The following is a 24,846-nucleotide window of genomic DNA, read 5'->3' as shown; positions in this document are numbered from 1 at the left end:
TTTTCTTTTTCATATTCTTTCCATTATAATTTTTCCCATTATCGAAAAAAATTCTCCGGCACTTGATCTGTAGAAAAAAGCACAGATACGCAATGCCGGAGATAATAACTGTTATTGAAACAATATTGGTGCTTAAAGAAGCTTTAACAGTTTGTCTCTAACGCCCTTCATGCGCTCATCGGAAAGTCCAAAGTCCATCTCTTTGTACGTCCACGCCGCGCGTCCGATTCCGTACTTATCAAAACATCCACAGATGTCCTTGTACCACTTAAGTGCATCCTCGGGAGTTGCCTTATCTATAACTCCGTATTCTCCGCAGTAAAGCATGACATTTCGCTCATTCGCTATCTTAACTGCCTCCGCGAGATAATCATCAAAGAACTTTGCGCTTATAAGCTCCTGCTTATCATAAGCTGACATATCGCCAGTGATGTGGTCAAGCTCTCTGTCATTATTCTCAATATATGTTCCATACGAAGCGTCGTAGGGCATCCTGAAGTCATTATTCATCTTCTCGATCCAGTGGGCACCCTGATGTGTGAAAATAAGAGGCTCGTAGCAGTGGAAATTATATACAACGTTCTCATCATAAGGAGCCGCAAGGTCTTTAAGCGCCTCTATACTGTTGTTGTAATATCCGCCTACAAGAATCTTTACCTTCGGTGCGATCTTCCTGATCCTTCTGATACACTCGTATGAGATATCGTTCCATTTATCGCAATACTCTTTTTTGGTAACTTCGTTGAGAAGCTCAAATGCAAGCATATCCGAATTTTTGCCAAATCTCTGAGCAAACTGCTCCCAGAGCTTATAAAACCTATCCTGATATTTTGCATTGTCAAAAAAGCCAGATTCGTTCTCGCCATCGTCAAAACTGTAGCCAAATGTCTTATGAAGATCGAGAACTACATTAAGACCAAGCTTCTTGCATGTCTCGATTGCCCTCTGTATATAGTCAAAACCACTCTCTATATAGTTTCCGGCGTCATCTTCGACAAGCTCGTAGTCGACTGGAATCCTGATATGATCAAGCCCCCATGACTTTATAACTTTAAAATCATCTTCAGTAATGAAATTATCGTATCTTTCCTTCGTGTGATCGCACTGAGAAAGCCATCCACCAAGGTTTATGCCGTGCATGTAGCCTTTGAATTTTTTCATATCGATTAACCTCCACTTTGTATATCATACCATAGCTATTCAACAAATGGCGTAAAGTTGATCTTCTTATACGGATACTTTTCAAAGAATTCCATTTCGTAATCTCTATCAGAATTAGTTATATCATATGTCTTTCCTTCACTTTCGTAGTAAGTTCCCTTGCCGTTATCCCAATCAGTACCTTCAATTAGTTGTAACTCTCCATTGCTGTATCTGTAAATTTCATGCAAATTACTTGCTGCTCCACCGGATCCCTCATTTGCTATAATACCGTCTCCGCAAAGATAATAGCGATTTCTGCCCCATCCTTTAAAAACATGCAAAAGCTTTCCATCACGAATAGTGAACATATCATATATTTGATCGGGCCATACATCAAACCATTCTTTTTTATACTCAGAAGATTCAGGATCATTTTTTCCCAAAAGCAACTCATCTACTCCGTCGCCATCAATGTCCTCTTGCAAATATCCTGCTTTGTCACCCGAAGAATCATAAACATAATAATATAGTTCATCTGAAAGTCCCCGTTCATATGCAAAGTCATATACCGATTCAAATGAATCTTTTTTCATCTCTGTCTTTAATCTGTTTATTAAATCCTCATACAAGCTATAATCAACTTCAACTGCTTCGTAGTTATCTTTATCTGCAAACAAAGCACGATCCAGATCGTTCATCCATACCTCTGTTCCGTCTTTTATTTCCTCTGTCAGTCCCGCTCCATTTTCTCTTTCCGATATTATTTCATCAACTGCTTTGGCTGTATAAAGCTTAAGTCCCTTTTCTTCAAAATAATCCCTAAGTCTATAAGCCGCTTTAAACATGGCGGGCTTGGCAATATCTACATTAATATCGTGAATAGGTCGATCCAACGCCTTGCGATTTTCGTAATAATGTGTAAAAAAGTGTCCTCTCATGCTTCCGCAATAGATATCATCCGTCGCATCATCAGGAGTGTCATTTATATCTATCTGCCTTATCACATATTTATCCGGTGAAATCATACTCTTAGAAAATTCATTATATTCATTTGTATCTTCTGCAATATCGAGACTCTCTCCGTTATATACAATAGGCTCACTCCCGCAATTTTCACGTGTTTCATACTCTGTGCAAATGTAATTGTATTTTCCCTCAGCGTCTATATATTCTATACGACTTTCATCACTAACAATCTCTTCTTCACTTATTACGTATCCATACTCAGTTATATCAATGCAAGAAACAATGTAATCCTCCGTTACATTGTTTGCGTATACAGTCTTTAGCCGGCCGCCAATTTCCTTGATTATCAGACATTCCGTCCATTCACTTGTTCCCCTCATGCCAATATTCAGCACAAGTTCCTCATTTCCGTCTTTTCCGCAATCAATATATGCGTATTCAGCTCCTTGAAGCGTCACATAGAATTCGTCAGTAGCGTTGCAAGATTCAAGGACAGCCTTAATAGTCTCCGATAATGTAAGATCTTTTCCTTCACTATTTTTTAAAGAAAAATGTTTACCTACATCTGCACTGCAATCCATGTAGACTTTCTCTTCATCCTTAAGGAAACGCTCATATATTGCTGCATGTTCTTTGTTTTCTTTTTTAGATATATCCTCGTCACTTGAAAGCATCTCCGCTTCGTCATTAACAGGCTCTGCTTTTTTATCAGAGCACGCTGTCACTATAAAAAGACATAATGCAATCGGAATTATGCTTCGTATTTTCATATACTTATTGATTTTCATTTTCTCATTCTCACGTTCTACCTTTTACAACCGCCGCGCAAAGCATTAAGCCTGCGATTGTGCCATTTACCTTAATCTTATTGGTGATACACATATCTATAGCTTCATTAAGAGGAATAAATTTAAACTCGATATCCTCAGATGCTTCAAGCTTTTGCTCGCCTGTTTTCTTAATGTTTTTTGCCAAAAAGATATTTACAACATTTGTGTCTTTGGTAGGATAATCATATCCCGAAAGCAATTTAGTCCAATCATCCGATGTATAGCCGGTTTCCTCAAGCAATTCTCTCTTAGCGGCATCCAGCGCACTATCTCCGTCTTCTATCACACCTCCGGGAAGCTCGTATAATATTTCATCCACCGGATATCTGTACTCGCTTTTTATGAGAACATTATTATCTTCATCAACTGCCACGATCAGTGAAACACTCTTTTTCTCAAACACATAAAAATCATCCAAGCATGTCCCGTTTGGCAGCTGTACCTTGTCTTTTGCCAGTTTTACCCAGCGATTGTCAATAATATACTCTCTGTCTAACTGCTTCCACTTATCCATGTTGTCCCTCCTCACCTTCTACTTTTCTTTCTCCACAAAAGGTATAACTTTAAGCTTATGATACCTGTAGCTATGCAAAGATTCTTCATATTTAGAAGCAATGCTATCATCTTCAAAAGAATAGAAATCATCTTCCGAATAGTTTAATGTGTAAACCTCCTGTCCATCTTTATAGTAAGTTCTAGTACCGTTGTCCCAGTAAACACCTTCTATGAGTTCCATTTCTCCTTTGTTGTATCTGTAGAACATCAGTTCTCCATTGGCTGCACCGCCTGAACCATGATTCGCTATTACTCCGTCACCGCATATGTAATACCGATTTCTACACCAACCTTCAAAAACATGCAGCAGTTTTCCATCCCGAATAGTGAACAAGTCATAAATCTGATCGTTATCATTATAGTACCAAGGCTCACCACTTTCCGTAGTATCCTGGCTCGTGGTTCCCAGAATCAACTCATCAACTCCGTCGCCGTCAATATCGGTTTGCAGATATCCCGCCGTAATACCATAATCATCGTTTATGTAAGGATACAATTCATCTGAAAGCCCATGTTTCTCAACATAGTCATAAAGGGAATCCCAAGATTCCTCTGAAATCTCTGTCTTTAGTCTACAAATAAAATCATCGTATACGCCATAATCAACATCCGTTGTTTCCTGCGGTTTTTCATCAAAAAACTCTGTATTATCAAGTTTAGTCCAACTTACGCACTCTCCGTTTTTAATTTCCTCCGTTAGCCCCGCTTCCTTTTCTTTTGCCGCTATCAATCCATCAAACTCGTCAACAGTGCACAACTTAAGTCCTTTTTGCTCAAAAAACTCTCTGAAACGGCGCGCTTCCTCAAACGCATTCGAACTGCCAATATCTGCAGAAGCATCATGTTTACTCCACTTCAGGCTCTTAACATAATAATGTGTGAAACAATGTCCGGTCATAGTACCACAATATATGTCATCAGCCTTATTATCCGGAGTATCATTCAGATCGGCCCAATAAATCTTATATCCATCGGCATGAATTTTCCCCTTTGGTAAATATCCATATTTATTATCCGAATCATCCGTTTTAGGCTCATCCTCTTTTTCTCTGATGTCCAACGTTTCCCCATTATAAACAAAAGGGTATTCCTCTGTGCCAACCATTAAATCCGAAGAAATATAATGATTATTTCCTGAAGCGTCAATGTAATCCCTTCTTTCTTCATGCAAAAAATCAACAGAGCTTTCGATATACCCATACTCATTAACATTAAATTGCCTGTCATAATCAGGATTGCATTTAATATTATTTCCGTATACCGTCTTTAAGCGTCCGTCAATTTCCTTAATTACCAAGCACTCTTCAAACCATCTTGTCCCCATCATATTCACTTCAAGCGCAAGTTCCTCATTGCCATCTTTTCCGCAATCGACATATGCATATTCAGCCCATTCAAACGTCACATAAAAATCGTCAACGGAATTACAAGAATCGCGAACAGCCCTAACAACTTCCGAAAATGTCAGCTCCTTGCCTTCCGCATTTTTTAAAGAAAAGACTTTTCCCACATCGCCGCTGCAATCTATAAGGACTTTTTCTTCGTTTCCAAGAAATCTCTTATATATGTCTGCGTGTTCTTTTTCCTCTGCTGCCTCTGTGTTGCTTGCGGCCGTCTCCGCTGAATCCATGGTCTGTTGTGCTTTTTCTCCGGAGCACGCTGTCATGGTTAAAAGACATAACACCAACGGTATTATTCTGCCTAATCTCATTTTGTCTACTTCTCTTTCTCAATAATAGGTATATAATCAATCTTTTGATACTTGTACTTGGCAAAATCAAGAGAATCAAAAGAATACATTCCCGCGACTGAATCATCCACTTCAGATTCCTTTGAGCCGTCGGTGTAATACATGTGTTCCGCCAACTCACTGTCGAGACACGTATAAAGGCCTTCTATCAGTTCCAATTCTCCTTCATGATACTTGTAAAAAGACCATACTGTTTCAGATGCAGAACTTGCACCCTCATTTGCTATCGCACCGTTCTCACACAGATAATAGCGACTTCTTTCCGCGCCGGAAAAAACATGGCTAAGTTTCCCACCTCTGATAGCAAACATGTCATAAATAACACAGTCAAACGGAGATGAATACTGCTCATTGTCGTCGTTTCTGCAACTTCCAAAAAACAATTCGTCAATTCCATCACCATCTATATCTTTTCTGAAATATCCAACCGTAACATCATCGTCAGCAAGTTCCCAACTCAAAACGTATGAAAGCCCCGTCAGCTCTGGTGTTAGTCCGTTATAATTGTCATCTTCTATGTTTTTCTTTAAGCGGCTAATCAATGCATCATATGCCAAATAATCTCCATCTTCCGATATCGATCTGATATTCATAGAAAAAGAACTGCAATCAAACTTGTTCCAATTCAATAAATGCCCGTTCTTGATTTCATCTGTAAGACCGCTTTCCTTCTCTTTTGCCTCCAATATCTTCACGTAGTCCTTACGGCTGTATAACTTAAGTCCAAGTGATTCCGTATACTCAATTATTCCGCGACTGTCTTTGAAGATAGTATGATTAACCGCATCTTCCGAGGCATTGAAAACATAAGGTGAACTCTTTAAATACTTAGGAAAACTAATATGTCCGACCAGCTTACCGCAACAAATATCATCCTTTTCATTACTCTTAGTATTGTTTAAGTCCGCGCTGTCAAAAACATATCTGTCAGGATAAATCTCAGTTTTTGCAAAAGAAAAATAATCCTGCTCATTCTCTCTTTCTGCAGACCTTCTGATCAAATTTCCGTACGGAAACCTGTCGCTATCTGTCTTCTCAGTGGCAATATAGTGGTAGTTTCCCATCCCGTCCACATATTCCTTACATACACTCTCACAGTAAGGGCTATCCTTGCTTTCAATATATCCATACTCATTAATGCATATTTTCTTTTCAAAATATTCCAAATTGGAATATACCGTTTTAAGCTTTCCGCCTATTTCCTCAATGATCAGATATATTTCCCGCTCAAAATCTCCCCGGACGCCCACTCTCAAAGCTATTTCATCGTTGCCATCTTTCCCACAGTCAAGATATGCATATTCAACTTCCCCGAGGCTTACGGCTGACTCATCCACAGTATAGTAGCAATTAACGATGTTATTGATAACCTCTGACAAAACGAGTTCTTGCCCTGCATACCTCTTAAAAGAAAAGAGCTCTTCCGCGTCGCCGCTGCAATCTATAAGGACTTTTTCTTCGTTTTTAAGCAGCCTGTCATATATGGCTGCGTGTGATTCAGCTTCCGTCGCCTTAACCTGTTTTGTATTTATACCGAAACATTCCGCCACTGTTAAAAGACATAACAATGACGGAAGTATATTTTTTATCCACATATTCTTATTTCTTTCCAAATTTGTTTGACTTGAATACTAGGTTGTCTCCGGACTTAGTGAATGTGATGATTCTTTCAGGCTGCTTATACTTTTCATCCCAGTTTTCATTGTTAGGCTGATATTTGAGTGTATAAGTGTCACCTGACTTAGTTCCTGACACAAATTTACCGTCATATAAAGGCGAATCATCTCCCCACGGATTACAACCTATAAGGATTGAATCATATTTCTCATTATATGTCCAAAAAGGATAATCTTTCGGGTCAATGTTAATATCAAGTCCGGTATGATCTTTGGCATATTTAATGAGCTTATCCATTCTTACCACAGTATCCACAATAAGATCCAACTCTGTAGAACCGTAAAATTCTATCTTTTCTTCATCTGGAAGTTTGTCTTCATCTTCAGTAAGACCCTCAACTCGGTAAGCTATAACCCGATCCCATTTGATTTCTTCAGGGCTACTGTATTCAGGTCCAAGGAAGCCAAAACAATCGCTACAGGTCGCAGTAAACCTCTTTGTAAAATCGCTAAGTTCCTCATCAGATACAGGCTCGCCTTCTACCTCTGTAATTTCATCAGTAGAAGATTCTGCCTCAGCAGTTTCATCAGTTGAAGCTTCCGTTGTTTCCTCAGTAGTTTCATCAGACGCAAATTCATCTGAAGCAGTAACTTCCTCAGATGCCGATTCTTCTTTTTCACCTGAAGTCTCAGTAGTGCCTTCCAATGGAATCGGTGTACATGCGGATATAACAAAAGCAGTTGCGAGTATCAACAATGTAGTTCTTCTTTTCATTTTGCTTTTCTCTCTGTGTCTTTTATTATACAGATCAAATGTGTTCAGCCTGTTAAAAAACAGCTCACCTTATAAATATAAGATGAGCTGCGCATTTTTCTCCATATCAGAAAATCTTAATTAAATAAGCGTTTTCTTATTACTTTCCAAGTTTGTTTGACTTGAATACAAGTTTGTCACCGGACTTAGTAAATGTGATAGTTCTTTCAGGCTGCTTACATGATTCATCAAACATTTCATTACCGGGCTGGAATTTGAGTGTATAGGTGTCACCTGACTTAGTTCCTGACACAAATTTACCTTCAACTAAAGGTGTATCCTGTCCCCACGGGTTTTCACCTATAAGGAATGCATCGTATTTCTCATTGTATGTCCATGAAGGAACATCTTTCGCATCAATGGTAACATCAAGTCCGGTATGATCTTTGATATACTTAGTAAGATCCTTTTTTCTTACCACCGAATCTACTAGCTCGCCTTCTATATCAGTAAAGCCATAAAACTCCTTCTTTTCTTCATCAGTCAGATCTTCTGCTGTAAGTCCCGGAGTATAACAGCCTATAGCCTGATCCCACTTGATTTCTTCAGGGCTGCTGTATTCAGGCCAAAGGAAACCAAAACAATCGCTATTCACATCAATAAACATATTTGTAAATGTGCTAAGTTCCTCATCAGATACAGGCTCGCCTTCTGCCTCTGCTGTTTCATCAGTAGAAGATTCTGCATCTGTTGCTTCCTCAGTAGTTTCCTCAACCAAAGGCTCGTCTTCAACAGTAATTTTCTCAGAAGACGCTTCTTCTTTTCCGCCTAAAGCCTCAGTAATGCCCTCTAAAGACGGTGTACATCCTGTAACAACAAGCGCGGTTGTAAGTATCAACAATGCTCTTTTAATTTTCATAGTTCTTTTCCTCTCTTTCCAAAATCTCTTTTCATAAACCCTGTTATCTTTTAATCCCCAATATAATTAGGATGAGCAGCATGTCTCTTTCTTATTGTATCATTATTGCCATATGTCATGCTATAAACCTTATCGGTATTTGTATCAAAATCAAAGTACAAAGTGAATGTATCAAATTTGTATTTGAAACCATATCCCTGATAAAAACTATATGTCTCTGCAGGACTACCATAAGTAGCTATAATCTTATCTTTTGAATCACCAACTCCGACATTGCGGGATGTCTTTGCGCCCTGCTTATAAATGCAAAGATCGTAAGTTAACTCTTCGCCGTTATAAACAAATGTGTATAAGTTTATGTTATTCGAATCATAAACATATCTGGGTTCATCAGCTGTTGATGTATCTTTCTTTTCACACTGACCAAGGTTAGCCATAAGTGTTGACGCTCCGTCAAGGATAGAAAGTTTCTTGCCATTGTACATGATCTCAGCCTCAGAAACGCTGCCGCTATTCTGAGTTGTAGTTGCAGCTGGCGCAGGTGCTGCGTTATTTGTTGTCTGCACAGGTGCTGTAGTATTTGCAGCAGGTGTTGCATTGGCATTTGAGTTTGATGTTGTTGTATTTGTAGCAGTTGTTGCATTTGAGCTTGATGTAGTAGCCTGAGCTTTTCCGGTCGCAACTATATTCTTTGTAGAATCCGCGATATCTGACTTAACAGGATACATCTTTGACAAAGTATCATTATTATCATATGCATAGCTTACTACAGTATCGTTCTTGGTGTTGAAATAAAAGCATAAAGTATATGCATCAAACTTTACTGATATACCATAATCTTTATTCAAGCTAAAAGAGCTCTTATTGCACCCGTTATACGCATTGTTTATTTCGGCCAATGTTGAGCCTACACCAACGCCGCGTGCTGTAAGAATACCTTTTTTATAGACTGCGATATCAACAGGAAGTTCATTTCCATCTTTTATACCTGTTATAAAAATAATGCTTCCTCCATCATAGGAATAAAAAGGCTGTTCAGGACAAGATGTGTTTCTGCTCTGATACTGTCCGAGATTAGACATTATAGTATTGGTGCTGTTCAAAACAGAGTGTACTTTTCCGTTATATACAAACTCATGATCTGCAAGCTTAGCAGGAATCGCATTTGCTGCTTCGGTAGTTGCAGTTGTGTTTGAATCTGTAGTTGAAACAGTAGATGCAGATGAACCAGTAGTAGCTGCGTCAGGGGTTGTTGCCGTTGCTACGCCGGTAGTAGTTGTGCCATTTGTGGTTGTCGCAGTTGCTGTACCTGTAGTTGTTAATGTCTCAGATGAATTCAATGTTGTAGCTGCTACTTCGGTTGAAGTTGCTGTTGTTGCTACATCGGAAGAAGCTGCCGTAGCCGCATCTATTGATGATGAAGCCGCTGATGCATCCTCGCTTGATGAAGCTTCTGCCGCCTCAGAAGCAATCATTGCCTCTCTTGCTGCCTGTCTAAGTTCAGCCTCAGTCAATTCCATAGCGCTGCTTCCTGAAGAAGCCGCATCACTAGATCCGCTGCATCCTACAAGTGAAAGCATCATAGCTGAAGCCATCAAAATGGCTGTTGATTTACATTTTTTCATAATTCCCTCCACATTTCAGTCAATGCTTTTAAGCATATCGTATATATCGTATATATACAATACACAAAATAATTGACGTATATATTATGAAATCATGTTTTTTCTGTGTTCTGTTTTTATAGGGCAAATATCATGCTTTTGCTGAAATCTGTGCGTGGAATTTTATTCTGACTCCATTGGCAAGTTCTTCGGTTGCGATCAGAGATTTGCGGCACTTTCATTGACTCTGGCGGCAGATTCCTTCTTTGGAGTCATGGATTTGTAGCTCTGGCATTGACTCTATGGTGCATTTTTGCCTGTAGAGTCATGCCTTTTAGCAAATACATTCCCTTGGAGAGCTTATTTATATGACCCTACAGCTCATTTTCTGCTTATAGAGTCATGCCTTTCAGTAAAACACTGCCTAAACAAGCATAAAAAACATGACCCTACAGAGCATTTTTGCTCCGCAGGGTCATACTCAATAAATTTCATGTTATAAATGCCTAAATATTCACACAAGAATACTCGATGTATCAAGTATACATCACGCATTCTCAGATTTGATACCGTCTGTCTTGATGATGAACTTCACGCTACTGTCGGTATCATCGGAAGCACCGCCGAAGGTGCTGTAGTTCTCGCCGGCTTTCTCGATAGCTGAAAGTCTGTCGGAGAAATCAGAAAGATCCCCGTCGAATGCTTCGTAGATCTTCTTGATTCCTTCTTTGTCAAATTTAATAACTCCGTCAACAAGTTCCTGAACACCGTCATCAAGCTCGCCAGTTCCGTCGTACAATTTGCCCACTCCGTCGTAGAGCTCTCCTGCTCCGTCGTCCAGCTTTCCTGCTCCTTCATCAAGCTTGCAAGCGCCGTCGTAAAGCTTGAATGCACCGTCAACTATTGTTGCATTATTATCCGTCAATGTATCAGCGCCTTTTCTAAGCTCTGTAGAACCGTCCTTAAGCTTGCCAAGTCCCTGGTCGAGCTGAACTGTTCCGCCATAGAGTTTCTCTATGCCTGCTGCCAGCTGTGCATTTCCGTTTGCAACCTGATCCGCACCCGCAACAAGAGCATCAAGCTGAGCAATCTTCTGAAGAGTTGCAGGGTCAAGATTTATAAGCGTATCAAGATGCGCTTTTTCTATAAATGTAAGAACTGCCTGAGTCTGAGCAAGATATCCTGCATATGCGGCTATCATAGGTGTCTGCTGCTTTGCAGTGTTTATTGCACCCATTGCAGTCTCTAAAGCAGCTTTTGTAGCGGTCAGTTCTGCATCTTTTGCCTGAAGTGCTTCTGAAATTTTCTGATCAAGTTCTGCCTGAGTATATGTCTTCTCAGAATTCTGGTTCTGATTCGGATTTCCACCTCCCAGCAAAATTGCAGAATTAATTCCCTGCCCCTGCCTTACTGTCATCTTGTTGCCCTGAAGCTGAGCAGCTAAACTTGCTTTATTCTGTCCCGTTGCATCTCCGGCATTTGCTCCCTCAGTCGAAATACCAGTTGCAAATTGGCCTTCTCCCTGATTTGCTCCCGCTGCATTTCCGTTACCGGGAACCTGATCGGCTCCACTCTGATTTCCTGCACCCGATGTATTTGCAGCAGGCGCTCCTGCGTTCGCATTTCCGGAAGCAGGTACTGAACTATCTCCGCCCTGAGCACCGGTGCCCGATGCACCTGCCGAACCTCCATTAGAATTTCCCGTGCCGTCTGTATTTGTAGCAGGCGCACCTGAAGCAGTCGCCCCTGATCCATTTCCGGTAGTTGCCGGGCTTCCTCCATCCGGATTGTCCGTTCCCGAACCGGAACCATTTTCACCCGTGGTACCTGTAGAAGGCTCTCCACCGCTTAAATTATTATCGGAATCATCTCCTGTCTGTGCAGGTTCAGGAGTAGATGCCTGCCTTGACGCATCATCAGGTTCGGTAAGCTCACCGCCACCTACTGTCATAACAAGCGCAGCGTCGTGAGGCTCATTTGGTACGCTACCTGTACTAACCTGTGAAAGAGCTGTCTTTCCAACATTTATTATTGCATCAAGCTTTGCCTTATCAACGCCGAGGGTCTGGCATGCGATAGCAGCTGCCGTCGCATCGGTTCTGCTTCCGATAAGATAAGCCTGCGTAACGGAATAAGCATTCTTTATTGAAGAAAGCTGTGATGAAGCTGCCATAAGGCTTGAAAGAGAAGAAGCCATCTGAGCAAGTTGCTTTACACCGCCATTAACCGCTTCAGTTCCCTGTGCAAGAGCCTTGGCATTATCAACAAGATTTGCATCTTCCATTCCCTGTCTGAGAGCAGATGAACCATCTTTTGCAGATTTCAGGCCTTCTTCCAAAGCAGCCGTTCCGTTTCTAAGATCATGCGCACCGTTTGTATATTTAACAAGTCCGTCGTAGAACTCCTTGCTTCCGTCACTAAGTTTTCCTGTACCGTCTTTTAATTCTTTTGTTCCATCCTTGAACTCTTTTGTTCCGTCATAAAGATCCGAAACTCCGTCTCTGAGCTCGCCCGTTCCTTTCTTAAGTTCCTTGGAACCGTCAACAAGATCATTCGAACCGTCGTTTAACTTATTCATGTCATCCTTGAGGTCATCGATTTTGTCTGAATTAGAAAGATCTGACATACCAAAATCTGAAAGCACGTCAGAACTTGCCATTGTCATAGTCATACCAAGTTCAAAGTCTGTTGTATCGGCTGTTATCTCGAAGCTGTTACTAAGCTTTTTCTCAAGATCCTCATCATCAAGCTCATCCCACTTATCTTCAGATATATCAAGGCTGTCTTTTAATCCCGGAACCGCAACTCCCATAACAATATAGTTTCCGCCGTCCGAAATAACCTTTCCGTTTGAGATATCAACATTTGAGAACTTGTCACCATCGAGGATCATTCCTGACATCATTACAAAAGGAGTGAATACCTCAACCTCTTTTCCATCCACATCTACAGTCTGCTTGTCGGTATTCTCATACTCGAAGCGAATTGTGACCTTACCGCTCTTTCCCGCAAGTTCTTCGGGCTTAATTTCTTTTCCGTCAAGGCTGTATGTAATCTTCATATTTACGGGAAGCTTTTTGTCCGTAACTCCCTGATAGTAAATATCAGAACCCTTGGCCTCCCATGTCAGAGTTCCGTCGCCGTTATCCTTGAATGTCTCATCGCCTTTGACATTCACAATGTCCTTAAGCTCAGTCTTATCAGCAAGTTCAGCCGTAGCACCTGCGTTCTTGAGCCACTCGCTTACGATAATATCGTTTGCGGCGCCGCTTGCATCCGCATTGACATATACCGTCTCAACTTTTCCGGCATCGTCAGAAGATCCGATGCTCTTTGTAAGGCTGTCCGAGAGTTTGTCTTCCTCGGCAGTAGTTGATATTCCTGCGTTCGCCGCATCAGCAGCGCTATCTTTTTTTGCACCACAGGCAACCGTCATGATTGCAAGCATTGTTGCCAGGGCAAGTGATAATGATTTGATTAGTTTTTTTCTGATCATAATTCTGTCCTCACGCTATTTTATTAACACAATCTGTAATTTTATCTTGTGACTTTGCACCCGGATTCACGCCAAGTGTAGTCTTTATTATTATCTTGTCGAATATCATGTACATCGCGGGAAGCACCAGCAAAACAGTGAACATGCTGATTATCGCGCCCCTCGACATAAGTCCGCAGAGAGATCCGATCATATCAACGCTGGATATAAGTCCAACGCCAAAGGTCGCCGCAAAGAAACTGAGCGCACTGACGATTACCGATTTCATGCAGGTAGTCAGTGTTATAAGAGTCGCTTCTTTTTTATCATGTCCTGCGTTTCTCTCAGACAGATACCTTGTAGTCATCAGGATTGCGTAGTCAACTGTAGCTCCAAGCTGGATGGTTCCTATAACGACCGATGATATGAAAGGGATCACCGTTCCCGTATAATAAGGAATTCCCATGTTTACAAAAATCGCAAATTCAATTACCGCAACCAATATAAACGGAAGTGACAAAGACTTAAGTACCAGTGCGATTATCAGGAACACGAATCCGATTGAAACCGCGTTTACAACCTTAAAGTCATGATCCGTTATATCTATAAGATCCTTGGTACAAGGCGATTCTCCAACAACCATCGCCTTCTTGTCATATCCTTTTACTATGCGCTGAACCTCATCAATCTGAGCGTTTATCTCGTTTGAAGCCACTCTGTAATCGGTGGTCAAAAGAACTACTTTCCAATCATCGCTTTCGAGCGCATCAAAATATTCCTCAGGAATAAACTCTTTCGGAAATGCAGGTCCCATGATAGCGTCGGTTCCGAGCACCGAGATGATACCGTCGGTATTCTTGAGCTCTTTTATCATCTTATTCATGGAAACACTGTCGAGATTCTTATCAACAAGGATCATATACGCAGAGTTCATGTCGAACTTCTCATCAATCTCTTTTGACCCCTGTATACTTCCAAGCTTGTCGGGAAGCGTATCCGTCAGGTTGTAGTAAACCTTCGTGCGGTTGTTTCCGTAAACCGCAGGGAATATGAGTGCCAGGAAGATGATGAAGAATACAAGGTAATGCTTTGCCACCATCTTCGGTATTCTTACGAATTCGGGCAAAAGAGGTTTATGCTTTGTCTTTTCAATCGCCTTATCAAAGATAAGTATCATGCTCGGCAAAATGGTAACGCATCCGACAACGCCGAATATTACACCCTTGGCCATTACTATTCCGAGATCCGTTCCAAGTGTGAACGTCATAAAGCAGAGCGCCAAAAAGCCTGCGATTGATGTAATTGAACTTCCGACAACAGACTTAAATGTTGCGGCTATGGCATTTGCCATCGCGTCGTTTCTGTTGTCATTCTTTTCAAGTTCTTCCTGATAGCTGTGCCACAGGAATATCGAATAATCCATGGTAACTCCGAGCTGAAGTACCGCGCTCAGCGCCTGCGTGATAAAAGAAATCTCTCCGTTAAACACATTGGTTCCCATGTTGTAGACTATCGCCATTCCTATGCTCAGAAGGAAAAACACAGGAATAAGATAGGAATCCATTGTGATTGAGAGAACTATCACAGCAAGTACAACCGCCATTACAACGTATATAGGTGTCTCCGAAATTGTAATGCTCTTAAGGTCGGCCACTATAGCGCTCATTCCGCTCATAAAGCACTGCTCATTCGAAATTTTCCTGATATTTTCTACTGCTTCCAATGTTGTGTCGGCGGATGTTCCGTCATCAAATACAATGAACATCATCGTCGCATCTCCGCTGTTAAACGCATCATATACATCGCTCGGAAGCATCGACATGGGTATCGACAGATCCATCAGAGAATCGTACCAGAGCACGTTCTCAACATGATCCACCTGCTCTATCTTTGCTTTCAGAGCCGCAACATCTTTTTCCTCCATACCTTCAGTCACATACAGGACAAAAGAGCCGGTTCCGAACTGATCTAGCAGGATATCCTGCCCCTTCATAGTCTCAATGTCCTTGGGAAGGTACGACAAAATATCGTAGTTTACTCTCGTATTTATATATCCGATTGCAGCCGGGATAAGGAGCCCGATTGCAACCAAGAGTATCAGATATCTTAATTTGACAATTATTCGAGAAATCTTTTTCATACTATTACTCCATTGAAATTATTGACTATCGGTCATTTATGGTATAACACTTTTATGACCATTAGTCAACATTTTAAAAGAGAAGATTTCCCAAACTTTATTATCTTTTGCTTACTCCTCTCGTCTTCCCCCATTCAACGCAAAAATCCCCTTTCAATAACCGATTAAAATGCCTGATTATCAAAAGAGGGATTATCTGATTTTACACTTTGTTAGTTATTGCTAACAAAGCTATTCTAGTACATTCATTTTTCCATGTCAATGAATCCACTATTTTTGTCTTAATAACTTTCCTAAATTTATGTTATATTTAATTTGAAAAGAGAAAGGTGAAAAAATGGGAAAAGCAGACCAAAACAAAAAAGCAAAACTGGAAAGACTACTGAACACTTCCTTTGAGCTTTTTACTTCAAAGGGACTTAACAAGACTTCCATATCGGACATTGTAGAAAGAGCAGGGGTTGCAAAAGGAACTTTCTATCTGTACTTCAAGGATAAGTATGACATCCGAAACAGGCTCATCGCACACAAGTCAAGCCAGCTTTTCATACAGGCTCACGAAGCGCTCAGCCATGAAAACCTGACAGAATTTGATGACAGGTTAATATTTATAATGAATTATGCATTAGATTCACTTGCGACAAATAAGGGACTTCTTTCCTTCATCTACAAAGATCTTAGCTGGGCAGTATTCAAAAAAGCACTCAATACAAATGTAAGCAATTCAGACGATGAATTTGGCACCATCTACAACAAGATGCTTGAAGAATCGGGTCACAAGTTCAAAGATCCTGAAGTTATGCTTTTTTTAATCATAGAACTTGTCGGTTCAACAGGCTACAGCGCCATCATGTACAACGATCCCGTTTCTCTGGAAGAACTTAAGCCGCACCTTGAGCAGACTGTAAGAGGGATAATACGGAATTATATTGTGGAATAAAAGGAAATGATTATTTGACGATAATGAACCGTGATGGTAATATATGAATTGAAAAAGGTGCTACCGATAGACGGTTAGCCCTGAAATATAAAATGGTTAAGAAATAACCGCTCTATGTTTGCGAGGCAGAGGGCGGTTATTTTTGTGTCTTGGAATCATGCTTTCCATGCATATAACCAAGACTATAGAAAGTCGCACACAGTGCAAGCACTGCGATAAGGTCAGTGATGGTGAGCATACGCAAGTTCCTCCAACAAAGATTTCTCATATGAGATTTCTATGATTAACGGAGGTCACAGTCATCCGATTGAAGGACTAACCGCCTACCGTAATAACTGGTAGCACCAAGACCTCATTATACAGAACAAACATTCGAACGTCAACGCCCCCAAATTCAATCATAAAGCGCACCTTGTACAACAAAGTATCCGCTAATATAAAAAATCTGTCATATCTGTTTTTCATCTTCCTAAGGCTCACGCCCACATATCCTCAGCAAATCCCTTCACACGCTTACAACAAACCTCTTAAATTCACTCTCCGCATCTTCCATATATTCCAGCATTCCGCCATGAAGCTCCATGATTTTTTTAGCCACAGAGAGTCCCAATCCGCTTCCTCCGTTCTTTCCTTTCATATATGGTTCAAAAATATGCGCCTTCAATTCTTCATCCAAAAACGGGCCGTTATCGGCAACAACAACCTCAACTCCACTGCGCTTTTCGGTCATAGTGACCTTTATGGTTGTATTCTCAGGATTATGTCTGACAGCATTGTTTATAAGGTTGGAAAAAACTCTGCGCATCTGCGAGTGATCATATTTACAGATCACGGTGTCAGGTATCTCCAAATTAAGGACAAGTTTTTTCTCTTCGAATTTATAAAACATATCCGCAAGAATTCCTCTAAGAAGTGCCGCAATATTGCCCTCTTCGGGAATGATCTTATAACTTGCACTTCCAAATTTGGAGTACTCCAGCATATCCTCAAGCTGCACATTCGCAGCTTCTATCTGCTGTTCTATTACAGTCAGGCAGCGTTTTAGCTCCTCGTCAGATATATCTTCTTTCTTAAGTAATTTGGCATATCCCATTACCATCGTCATTGGAGTCTTGAGATCATGAGCTATTCCTGCGTAGAGCTGTCTGTTATGCTCATCATTTTTTTCCCTGAGCGTCTGAGCTTCTTTTAAGCCCGCTACCATGTTGTTGAAAGCTTCTTCCATCTCGCCGAACTCAAAACTATCCTTTGTTTCCAGTCTGACATCAAGATTGCCGCCACTTACCTTATTCATGCTGTCTGCGATTCTTCGTGCAGGTTCTGAAATATATTTCTTTGCGATATGAGAAATCACGCCGAATATAATCAGGATGAAAACCACACTTACAACAGTAATCTGTATATTACCCCCATCTCCAAGTCCTTCTTTACCGGACCATCCTTCAATAAATCCCTTTATAAAATCACTTATTCCGTCGAAAAGAAGCATCAACAGAATAACAATCGCGATCAAAAATCTAAGAAATGCCTGAAGTTTCCTGCTATATTCCTTTTTCATTTTTCTTCCATCCTATATCCCAGCCCTCTGATAGTGTGGATATACTCCGCGCCGTCATCCGATATCTTGCTTCTAAGCTTACTTATCGCGACCATGATGCTGTTGTCATCGGGGAATTTATCGCTTTCCCAGGCTGCCTCGTATATTCGGTCTTTGGTAAGCACATGTCCGATATTGCTCATGAAGCACTCAACCATGCGGTATTCCAGCGCTGTCAGTTCTATAGCTTCACCATTTTTATAAAGCCTCTTAAGATCAACATCCAATCTAAGGCTCCCACATACAAGTTCCACAGTCTTGCCCTGCCCATCATATCCGTAGCATCTTCGAAGTGTGGACAATACTCTTGCCGCAACTTCCATCGGGTCAAAAGGTTTAACTATATAATCATCCGCTCCGATATTAAGCCCCTTTATCCTGTCAAGAACATCGCCCTTGGCAGTAAGGAAAAGAACAGGTACATGGCTCTTTAGTCTTATCTTTTCAACAAGCTCATAACCATCCATAACAGGCATCATCACATCGGTTATTATCAGATCAAAGCTCCTTCTGTCAAACATCTCATAGGCGCTGTTTCCGTCATATGCTTCGCTCACTTCCATGCCATGCATCTCAAGACACACCTTGAGAAGTCCCGCTATCTGAGGCTCATCGTCAACTACAAGTACTTTGTATTTTTCTTTTTCCAATTTTCATTCTTCCTTTTATCAGTATTATCGTAACCAGCAGAACTGCCGTAAGAAGCACAGGCAACGTATATATAATATATCCGTTCAGATTATAGCTTAGCTGCACGCCATGCCTTTCAAAAGCATTCATGATACTCGCAGATGCGTTATGCATCATATGCGCACATATACTATACATAATATTACCACTATGCTCATAGATCAGTGCATATAATATTCCGCTGAAAAAGACTGAAAGAAATCCCTGAAGGTGGTAACCATGAAGTTCGGCAAATATCAACGACGTTAAGATTACTGCAATAGGGATATTTATTTTTTCTCTGACATAACCGTATAAGCCCTTCCTAAAAAAATATTCCTCCGCCACCGGTGCTATCAGGATTGTAACTATATGATCAAATGCTGTTTCATCAAGTACTACATCTTCTGTTACAGGAAAAATCCCGTTAAGTAAAAAACCGACAAAAGAGTTAAAAAGTATCATACCAATACAAACAGAAAAAACTGCTACCACGATCATCTTGATAAAGCTTCTGTCTTTCCTTAACTCCAAATCCTTGGATATTCCCTTTACATGCGAAAACCAAACAACAAACAAAACTGTTACAACTGTCCCAAAAGAGCCGCTGTAGTGATCAAGCTGTTCCTCAGTCAGCAGGAGCCTCCCTTCCGCAAAAACCTGAAATCCCAGTATTCCAATAAAAAACACCAAAAAATACAAAAAAATCACTCCAACTACCGAAAGCACTCTTTTCACCATTAGTTTCATCTCCTTTGTTTTGATAAAACCATGATAAATAAAATACATTTCCGTAGATTGAAGTGAATCTTAACGTAGCCTTAATTTGATCAATTTTTACAAGGCGCACTCATTCCGAGACAAGCCTTGCCACTCACACCTGCCCAATCTTCTTCATCAGCGCACAGTACTTCTTATCATATCCGTACCTGTCGCCGTAAAGCAGCGCCTTCATAAGAGTCGAATGCGCCTCCTTATCTTTTTTGCAGACCGCGGAAGCACTGTAATAATTCTTCAGATACTCGTGAATCTCCTTGTTGTCACGGTCAACGTTTACAATATACAAGCCAAGTAGCGTTTCAAAGCCCATGAAGCGCTTATCCTCCGCAAAGCCTCCCTTTTTCATAATTCCAAGATCGTCGCTGCTTCCGACCATGACGTTGGAACTAAGAACAGCCTCGTATGCAAGAATATTCTCAAAAGAGCCCTCATCTTCATACCACCTCGGAACAGGGATCTTCTTTTTTAAATTCTTTATGAGATTTATATAATGGCACTGTTCCGCAGTATAAAGGCTGTTGTACTTCTCCGAATTGGTATAGCGGGTATTCGGAAACGTGGTGTAATATCTGAGCACGCTGTCGGGCTCAATATGACCGTCCCAGATCTTTGCAAGATCCGAAGTCCTCCCCATCTGAAACGTACCGGGTATCGCACAGGAGCGCTTTCCGCCAGTGTTTCTTCCATCATACATACGCTCGTTTATAAAAAGAACTCTCTCATCAAAGATACGATACTCCGCATTGTACGAATTCATTATCTTCTTCCAGTAATTATAGAAATCAAGAAGCGTCGAATTCTTAAAAACATGGCCGGTTTCCATCTTTACGCAGTATTTTGTCTGAACCATCTTTATCGCCGTAGCGGTAAGTGTCTGCATCATGTTTATGTCGTTGATATCTTCATTCTTGGAATCATCAAGATGAAGATTAACTTTTGGCATCTTTTTCTTTTCAACAAAACAGATCCTGTCGCACAATTTCTTGATGTACGAAGGGACGGTTTCATCGTCCCAGGTTCCGAGAATAACGGATGCCCCTGGGAAAAATCTCTTTATGGAATACAGGCTCGCAACCGTGTTAAGATCAGAAGTAACGTCGATTCCGCCCGTAACAAGAAATGTGATCTCATCAGGCGAAACCTTAGTCGAAGCACCCTCATACTCTTCCGTAACCGTATTCTTATAATTTCTTACAACACTGCTCCATTTAAGGATGTTGAAATAGTCGGGATTTACTTTGTACTTCAGCTTGTAATTCATTCCAAGAGATGCAAGTTCTCTTTTTACAACAACATTGTCAAGAGTACCGTATTTCCTGCAAAGTTTAAGCCAGTCGCCGTAACTTAAGTTATACTTGTAAGCCGCCGAATTGTTGATATATAAGGCTTTGGGAAGCACAACCTTACTTATCGGAAATTCAACGCACACAAAATTGTTTGCAAGAAACTTCTCATATTCCTTTCGAAGAGACGAAGAATCATCCGTCACATTCATAAGTCCGACAAAGCCTGAAAATATCGGAATAAAGCTGTTCACATAAAAGTTATATGCGATATACTGCTCCGGCGTCAGGTTGCATCTGTATTCGCTCTTATAATCTCTTTTTCCCACGTCTTTATAAAGGTCTGCCGAAAAGAGCTTTAACAAATCGCTCCTAAGTCCCATATACCACCAGTCGGACACGCCAAAATTAAGCACTCCGCTCTTTGAAGTTGAAAGTGCCTCGACCATTATCCTTCTTGAAACAACCGACTCCGTGGTGACATACTTTGAAACTCTGTTATAGATATCAAGGAAATCAGAGCCTGTAAGGATCATATCGCTACGCATCTTTATGCAATATTTTCCGGTGCACGCTTCGATTCCGGCGCGGCTTGAGACAATTTCCCTGTTTACGTTGTTTCTCTGCTCATGCGGATATTTTCTGATATAGCCGCATGAACCCGGATCTTCGCTCTTTACAACGATATCCGCGTCAATCCCGTCCGCGCTCTCGCCCTCAAAAATTGACAGAACGATCTGCGCATACGGAAGGTGTTGTCTTATACTCCTTACCGTCTCAACCGTCGTATCCCGCACCATTCCCTGAACAACGACACTTATGTCCCTGCTGTCTATGATCTCGCTGTAATAATCAACAGCATACATCTTGTCAAATTTTCTTTTCCCGATCCCCGTAAGGAACCCCTGCTTATCAAAGCGGCACTTACGTAAAAGAGCTCTCAGTAAATATCCCGGGATATCCAAAAGATTTTTTACAAAGACGTGTGAGAGATACTTTATGTATTCTTTGGCATCATTGCAGCAATAAAAAGCATAAAGCCGCTCCCAGTCCTCATGTGTATAGCAGTTCTGCGGTGCGGCCTCTTTCCTGTAGATGCTGTTTTCAAGTGTCTTAAGCCCAATTTCCTCATTTCCGAGTATTATGAGATTGGCTGCGAAAGTCGCTTCACTTCTGTCGATATCCTCCCTGCCATATTTTTCCAGATCGTCCGGTTCATTAAAGCTGATGCTTTTTTTCACAAGTTTCATCCACAGATATGACTCGGCATCATATCTGAACGTTGACACGGAATTATCGGGATAATACTTCCACATCATATATTCTTCATCTTCTCTGGAAAAAAGCGGAACATCAAAAAGTCTCACCAGGTCCTTGGTATATCCAAAAAAGAAAATATCCGAAGGATGGTAAGCTCTTTTCATATCGGAAAAAATGTACCGCGGATTTCTCGAATAGAGCTCGCAGCATATCACCTTGTGCTCAAAAATCTTGTATTCGGTACATTCTCTGTTATATGTATTAAAAAAATCTTTGAATCCGTCATCACACAGATAGAAATCCGTTCGCAGTTTAAGCGCATAGACAGTCTTTACCTTCAAAAGACCTTGATAAGTCGACACGATCTGTCTGTTAATGTTGTTCTTGGGCGAAAAAGGTATGTTGAACTCATCAAATCCGCCCGGATCTTCGCTTAGGACAACATCATCATATTCAAGTCCGTCCACATCGGTTCCTTCCCATGTAGACAATATAATAAATGCTCCCGGGAGCATACGCCTGATGCTTTGAAGGCATATCGGCGTTTTTTCACGGTCAACCGCTCCCTGTACTACAACTGTAATATCTTTATTATCAACTAATCCCATGTCCCTTCCCAATCAATGATTCCTCAAAAGAAATCTGTACACAGATCAAGCTGCATGCAGGCACTTGCACCTTCAGCTCCCCCAAATCCGTGCATATCAGCTCCGACATTACAGAAGCTGATCCTCTTTCCATCATTTATCATCTCGTTATAAACAGGAGCAACGCCAAACTCGTTGTTTTCCCTGACATCATTGGCTATCATCCTGTATGCATATTTAACGAAGTCTGAGCCCCTCTTGAAATTATATATTCCAACGATTGCCTCGTTTGACATATCCTCTTTTTCCCTGACAAGCGTAACTTCTCCGTTCTCATCATATTTGACATAGCTCCACTTGGGCTGATTGGCCGGTGTCGTCATGATAAGTCCGTCATAGCCTCTCATTTCATCGAGATATGCATCTATATTTGTATCGATTACCTGCGCGCAGCCTGCAATCATAAGTTCATCGTCATTATCAATAAATTCTTCAGCAAGAAGCACCGTACATGCGTCTCCCTCAGTAGATGCGTCGGTAACTATGATCTCACAGTCCGGCGTTATCTCTCTGAGAATCCTGTCAAGTTCGAATCGTTCGATGTGATCTTCCCTGCAAACATAAATAAATCTATGCTCGCACTTAGGTCTGATATTCTGAGTCACATATTCGATCACGGGATGACCGAATATATCGGTAAGCGGCTTTGGAGTTTCATAATAAGACTCCGCATATCTGTTACTTCCGCCAACCATGGGTATTACTATATTAAGCATTAGTCCTTCCTTCGCTGTCTTTTATTTTTTCACATCTCCGATGCCGCGTCGCGGTATATCTTTTTCATGCGTCTGCTGCTGTCCTCCCATGAACTTTCGGGAATCTCTGCTTCGATTGGATCGTCAACAAGTCTGCAAATGCCCTCATAGATATCTTCTTCATCATAAGGATCAAAATAGATTGCCCTGTTGCCAAGTTCTTCATGCGCATGAGGCATATCAGCCACAGCTACCGGTCTTCCGCAATTAAGCGCTTCAATCGGAGATATCCCCGCACCTTCTACAAATGCCGGACAGATATATCCCTCCGACTCATTTATAAGAGCCGCAAGATCAAGTCTGTCTCTGCATCCTGCAAAAATTATCTCGTCTTCATACTCCTCAAATTCTTCGTAGAGATCGTCGTATAGATCGTCATTCCCCACGATCACAAGGCGGATATTTGTATCCCACCTGTCTTTATACATAATATAAGCGTCTATGAGTCTTAAGATGTTCTTTTCCGACCTGGTGTCACCGACACACAACAAAAACGGTGAGTAACCTATGTCGTACTTTCCCCTAACATCAAGCTCATCAAGTTCATCGTCGTCCATTATCCTGAACTCCGATGAAACCGCGTTTCCCACAACTTCAATCTTTTTCTGCGATACATCATATGTATTCGCAATGTCACGTCTGCTGATATTCGAGACTGTAACCACTTTATCCGCATGCTTTGCGCAGTACGGAGTCATAAGTTTGTTCTTCAGATACTCAATCTTATTGCCGTTGACCTTATTCTTTTCATGTTCAAAAGAAATATCATTTATGGTACACACCACCGGACATGGACTGTTAAAAGGCACGTAGTGCAGAGTGTGAAGAACATCCAGATCGTATTTATAACAAAAACTTGTTAATTCAAAAAAATTTCTTGTAAAAGCGTTATTACTTTTGAAAGGTACAACTTTAAATTTCCCCCTGTACCTTGATATATCGGCATCTTTTTCGACAAAAAGATAATACACGTCCCCCTTGTCAGGCTTGAGAGCATCCAATATCCCCCTGTAAAAACTCTCATCCTCGCTCGAATAGCCGAGCATATGTGCATCTATTCCAACTTTCATCTATATATCACCTTTTCAGATTATTTTATATTTATCATCTTTCATCACGAAAAATGTTAAGTAAAATTAGGACTTGGCAAGATTCGCACCGTA

General features: G+C 41.0%; 17 protein-coding genes. 1 reads left to right on the top strand and 16 read right to left on the bottom strand.

The genetic code is table 11. From position 1 onward, the window contains the following. Positions 1 to 132: 132 nt before the first annotated feature. The 10 genes from BLP87_RS14425 to BLP87_RS14380 all read right to left on the bottom strand — a co-directional run bounded on the left by BLP87_RS14425 (position 133) and on the right by BLP87_RS14380 (position 15,752). Positions 133 to 1,161, bottom strand: a complete 1,029-nt coding sequence (locus BLP87_RS14425) for a glycoside hydrolase family 5 protein (protein ID WP_074463299.1) — start codon at positions 1,159 to 1,161, stop codon at positions 133 to 135. Positions 1,162 to 1,196: 35 nt separating this feature from the next. Continuing rightward, on the bottom strand, positions 1,197 to 2,897 hold the full coding sequence (locus BLP87_RS14420; RefSeq protein WP_074463298.1) for a hypothetical protein: 1,701 nt from the start codon (positions 2,895 to 2,897) through the stop codon (positions 1,197 to 1,199). Positions 2,898 to 2,907: 10 nt separating this feature from the next. Continuing rightward, on the bottom strand, positions 2,908 to 3,453 hold the full coding sequence (locus BLP87_RS14415) for an NUDIX hydrolase (RefSeq protein WP_074463297.1): 546 nt from the start codon (positions 3,451 to 3,453) through the stop codon (positions 2,908 to 2,910). A gap of 18 nt (positions 3,454 to 3,471) precedes the next feature. Beyond that, positions 3,472 to 5,205 (bottom strand): hypothetical protein, encoded by a 1,734-nt coding sequence (locus tag BLP87_RS14410; RefSeq protein WP_143002154.1) that lies wholly within the window; start codon positions 5,203 to 5,205, stop codon positions 3,472 to 3,474. Positions 5,206 to 5,210: 5 nt separating this feature from the next. Further along, positions 5,211 to 6,839 (bottom strand): hypothetical protein, encoded by a 1,629-nt coding sequence (locus BLP87_RS14405; RefSeq protein ID WP_143002153.1) that lies wholly within the window; start codon positions 6,837 to 6,839, stop codon positions 5,211 to 5,213. Between the two features lie 4 nt (positions 6,840 to 6,843). Next, positions 6,844 to 7,635: a hypothetical protein gene (locus BLP87_RS14400; protein ID WP_074463294.1), complete on the bottom strand. Its 792-nt coding sequence runs from the start codon at positions 7,633 to 7,635 to the stop codon at positions 6,844 to 6,846. A gap of 139 nt (positions 7,636 to 7,774) precedes the next feature. Further along, the gene (locus tag BLP87_RS14395; RefSeq protein ID WP_026654048.1) at positions 7,775 to 8,533 is read right to left on the bottom strand and encodes a hypothetical protein; all 759 of its coding nucleotides are present in this window, start codon (positions 8,531 to 8,533) and stop codon (positions 7,775 to 7,777) included. A 50-nt stretch (positions 8,534 to 8,583) separates the two neighbouring features. Continuing rightward, complete coding sequence (locus BLP87_RS14390; RefSeq protein WP_074463293.1) at positions 8,584 to 10,158, bottom strand: hypothetical protein; 1,575 nt, start codon at positions 10,156 to 10,158, stop codon at positions 8,584 to 8,586. 526 nt (positions 10,159 to 10,684) lie between these two features. Beyond that, positions 10,685 to 13,633, bottom strand: coding sequence for an ICP22 family protein (locus BLP87_RS14385; RefSeq protein WP_074463292.1), 2,949 nt, complete (start codon positions 13,631 to 13,633; stop codon positions 10,685 to 10,687). Between the two features lie 10 nt (positions 13,634 to 13,643). After that, on the bottom strand, positions 13,644 to 15,752 hold the full coding sequence (locus BLP87_RS14380; RefSeq protein WP_074463291.1) for an efflux RND transporter permease subunit: 2,109 nt from the start codon (positions 15,750 to 15,752) through the stop codon (positions 13,644 to 13,646). 337 nt (positions 15,753 to 16,089) lie between these two features. Here BLP87_RS14380 and BLP87_RS14375 point away from each other — a divergent pair, with 337 nt between their 5' ends. After that, on the top strand, positions 16,090 to 16,692 hold the full coding sequence (locus BLP87_RS14375; RefSeq protein WP_074463290.1) for a TetR/AcrR family transcriptional regulator: 603 nt from the start codon (positions 16,090 to 16,092) through the stop codon (positions 16,690 to 16,692). Between the two features lie 505 nt (positions 16,693 to 17,197). Here the strand turns inward: BLP87_RS14375 and BLP87_RS14370 are convergent. The 6 genes from BLP87_RS14370 to BLP87_RS14345 all read right to left on the bottom strand — a co-directional run bounded on the left by BLP87_RS14370 (position 17,198) and on the right by BLP87_RS14345 (position 24,753). Further along, a complete protein-coding gene (locus BLP87_RS14370; protein ID WP_074463289.1) occupies positions 17,198 to 18,250 on the bottom strand; it encodes a HAMP domain-containing sensor histidine kinase in 1,053 nt (350 codons plus the stop codon). Beyond that, a complete protein-coding gene (locus tag BLP87_RS14365; RefSeq protein ID WP_074463288.1) occupies positions 18,247 to 18,939 on the bottom strand; it encodes a response regulator transcription factor in 693 nt (230 codons plus the stop codon). Before BLP87_RS14365 ends, BLP87_RS14370 begins: the two co-directional genes overlap by 4 nt. Beyond that, the gene (locus BLP87_RS14360; protein WP_027209520.1) at positions 18,905 to 19,699 is read right to left on the bottom strand and encodes a CPBP family intramembrane glutamic endopeptidase; all 795 of its coding nucleotides are present in this window, start codon (positions 19,697 to 19,699) and stop codon (positions 18,905 to 18,907) included. The genes BLP87_RS14365 and BLP87_RS14360 overlap by 35 nt, the downstream gene beginning before the upstream one ends. Positions 19,700 to 19,832: 133 nt before the next feature. After that, positions 19,833 to 22,889, bottom strand: a complete 3,057-nt coding sequence (locus BLP87_RS14355) for a WavE lipopolysaccharide synthesis family protein (RefSeq protein WP_074463287.1) — start codon at positions 22,887 to 22,889, stop codon at positions 19,833 to 19,835. A 23-nt stretch (positions 22,890 to 22,912) separates the two neighbouring features. Then, positions 22,913 to 23,644: a glycosyltransferase family 2 protein gene (locus BLP87_RS14350; RefSeq protein ID WP_074463286.1), complete on the bottom strand. Its 732-nt coding sequence runs from the start codon at positions 23,642 to 23,644 to the stop codon at positions 22,913 to 22,915. A gap of 29 nt (positions 23,645 to 23,673) precedes the next feature. Next, entirely contained in the window at positions 23,674 to 24,753 is a 1,080-nt protein-coding gene (locus BLP87_RS14345; protein ID WP_074463285.1) for a glycosyltransferase family 4 protein, read from the bottom strand. Positions 24,754 to 24,846 lie beyond the last annotated feature (93 nt).

It is taken from the genome of Butyrivibrio hungatei, assembly GCF_900101605.1.
Classification (GTDB): Bacteria; Bacillota; Clostridia; order Lachnospirales; family Lachnospiraceae; genus Butyrivibrio; species Butyrivibrio hungatei_B.
The sequence above is the reverse complement of the archived record's forward strand: the minus strand, read 5'-3'. Positions and strand labels throughout refer to the sequence as shown.

Coding starts and splice junctions, on each gene's coding strand:
- BLP87_RS14370 (WP_074463289.1), bottom strand. CDS start 18,250: ATGAAAAAGGAATATAGCAGGAAACTTCAGGCATTTCTTAGATTTTTG.
- BLP87_RS14410 (WP_143002154.1), bottom strand. CDS start 5,205: ATGAGATTAGGCAGAATAATACCGTTGGTGTTATGTCTTTTAACCATG.
- BLP87_RS14375 (WP_074463290.1), top strand. CDS start 16,090: ATGGGAAAAGCAGACCAAAACAAAAAAGCAAAACTGGAAAGACTACTG.
- BLP87_RS14415 (WP_074463297.1), bottom strand. CDS start 3,453: ATGGATAAGTGGAAGCAGTTAGACAGAGAGTATATTATTGACAATCGC.
- BLP87_RS14380 (WP_074463291.1), bottom strand. CDS start 15,752: ATGAAAAAGATTTCTCGAATAATTGTCAAATTAAGATATCTGATACTC.
- BLP87_RS14350 (WP_074463286.1), bottom strand. CDS start 23,644: ATGCTTAATATAGTAATACCCATGGTTGGCGGAAGTAACAGATATGCG.
- BLP87_RS14425 (WP_074463299.1), bottom strand. CDS start 1,161: ATGAAAAAATTCAAAGGCTACATGCACGGCATAAACCTTGGTGGATGG.
- BLP87_RS14385 (WP_074463292.1), bottom strand. CDS start 13,633: ATGATCAGAAAAAAACTAATCAAATCATTATCACTTGCCCTGGCAACA.
- BLP87_RS14405 (WP_143002153.1), bottom strand. CDS start 6,839: ATGTGGATAAAAAATATACTTCCGTCATTGTTATGTCTTTTAACAGTG.
- BLP87_RS14355 (WP_074463287.1), bottom strand. CDS start 22,889: ATGGGATTAGTTGATAATAAAGATATTACAGTTGTAGTACAGGGAGCG.
- BLP87_RS14400 (WP_074463294.1), bottom strand. CDS start 7,635: ATGAAAAGAAGAACTACATTGTTGATACTCGCAACTGCTTTTGTTATA.
- BLP87_RS14390 (WP_074463293.1), bottom strand. CDS start 10,158: ATGAAAAAATGTAAATCAACAGCCATTTTGATGGCTTCAGCTATGATG.
- BLP87_RS14420 (WP_074463298.1), bottom strand. CDS start 2,897: ATGAAAATCAATAAGTATATGAAAATACGAAGCATAATTCCGATTGCA.
- BLP87_RS14395 (WP_026654048.1), bottom strand. CDS start 8,533: ATGAAAATTAAAAGAGCATTGTTGATACTTACAACCGCGCTTGTTGTT.
- BLP87_RS14345 (WP_074463285.1), bottom strand. CDS start 24,753: ATGAAAGTTGGAATAGATGCACATATGCTCGGCTATTCGAGCGAGGAT.
- BLP87_RS14360 (WP_027209520.1), bottom strand. CDS start 19,699: ATGGTGAAAAGAGTGCTTTCGGTAGTTGGAGTGATTTTTTTGTATTTT.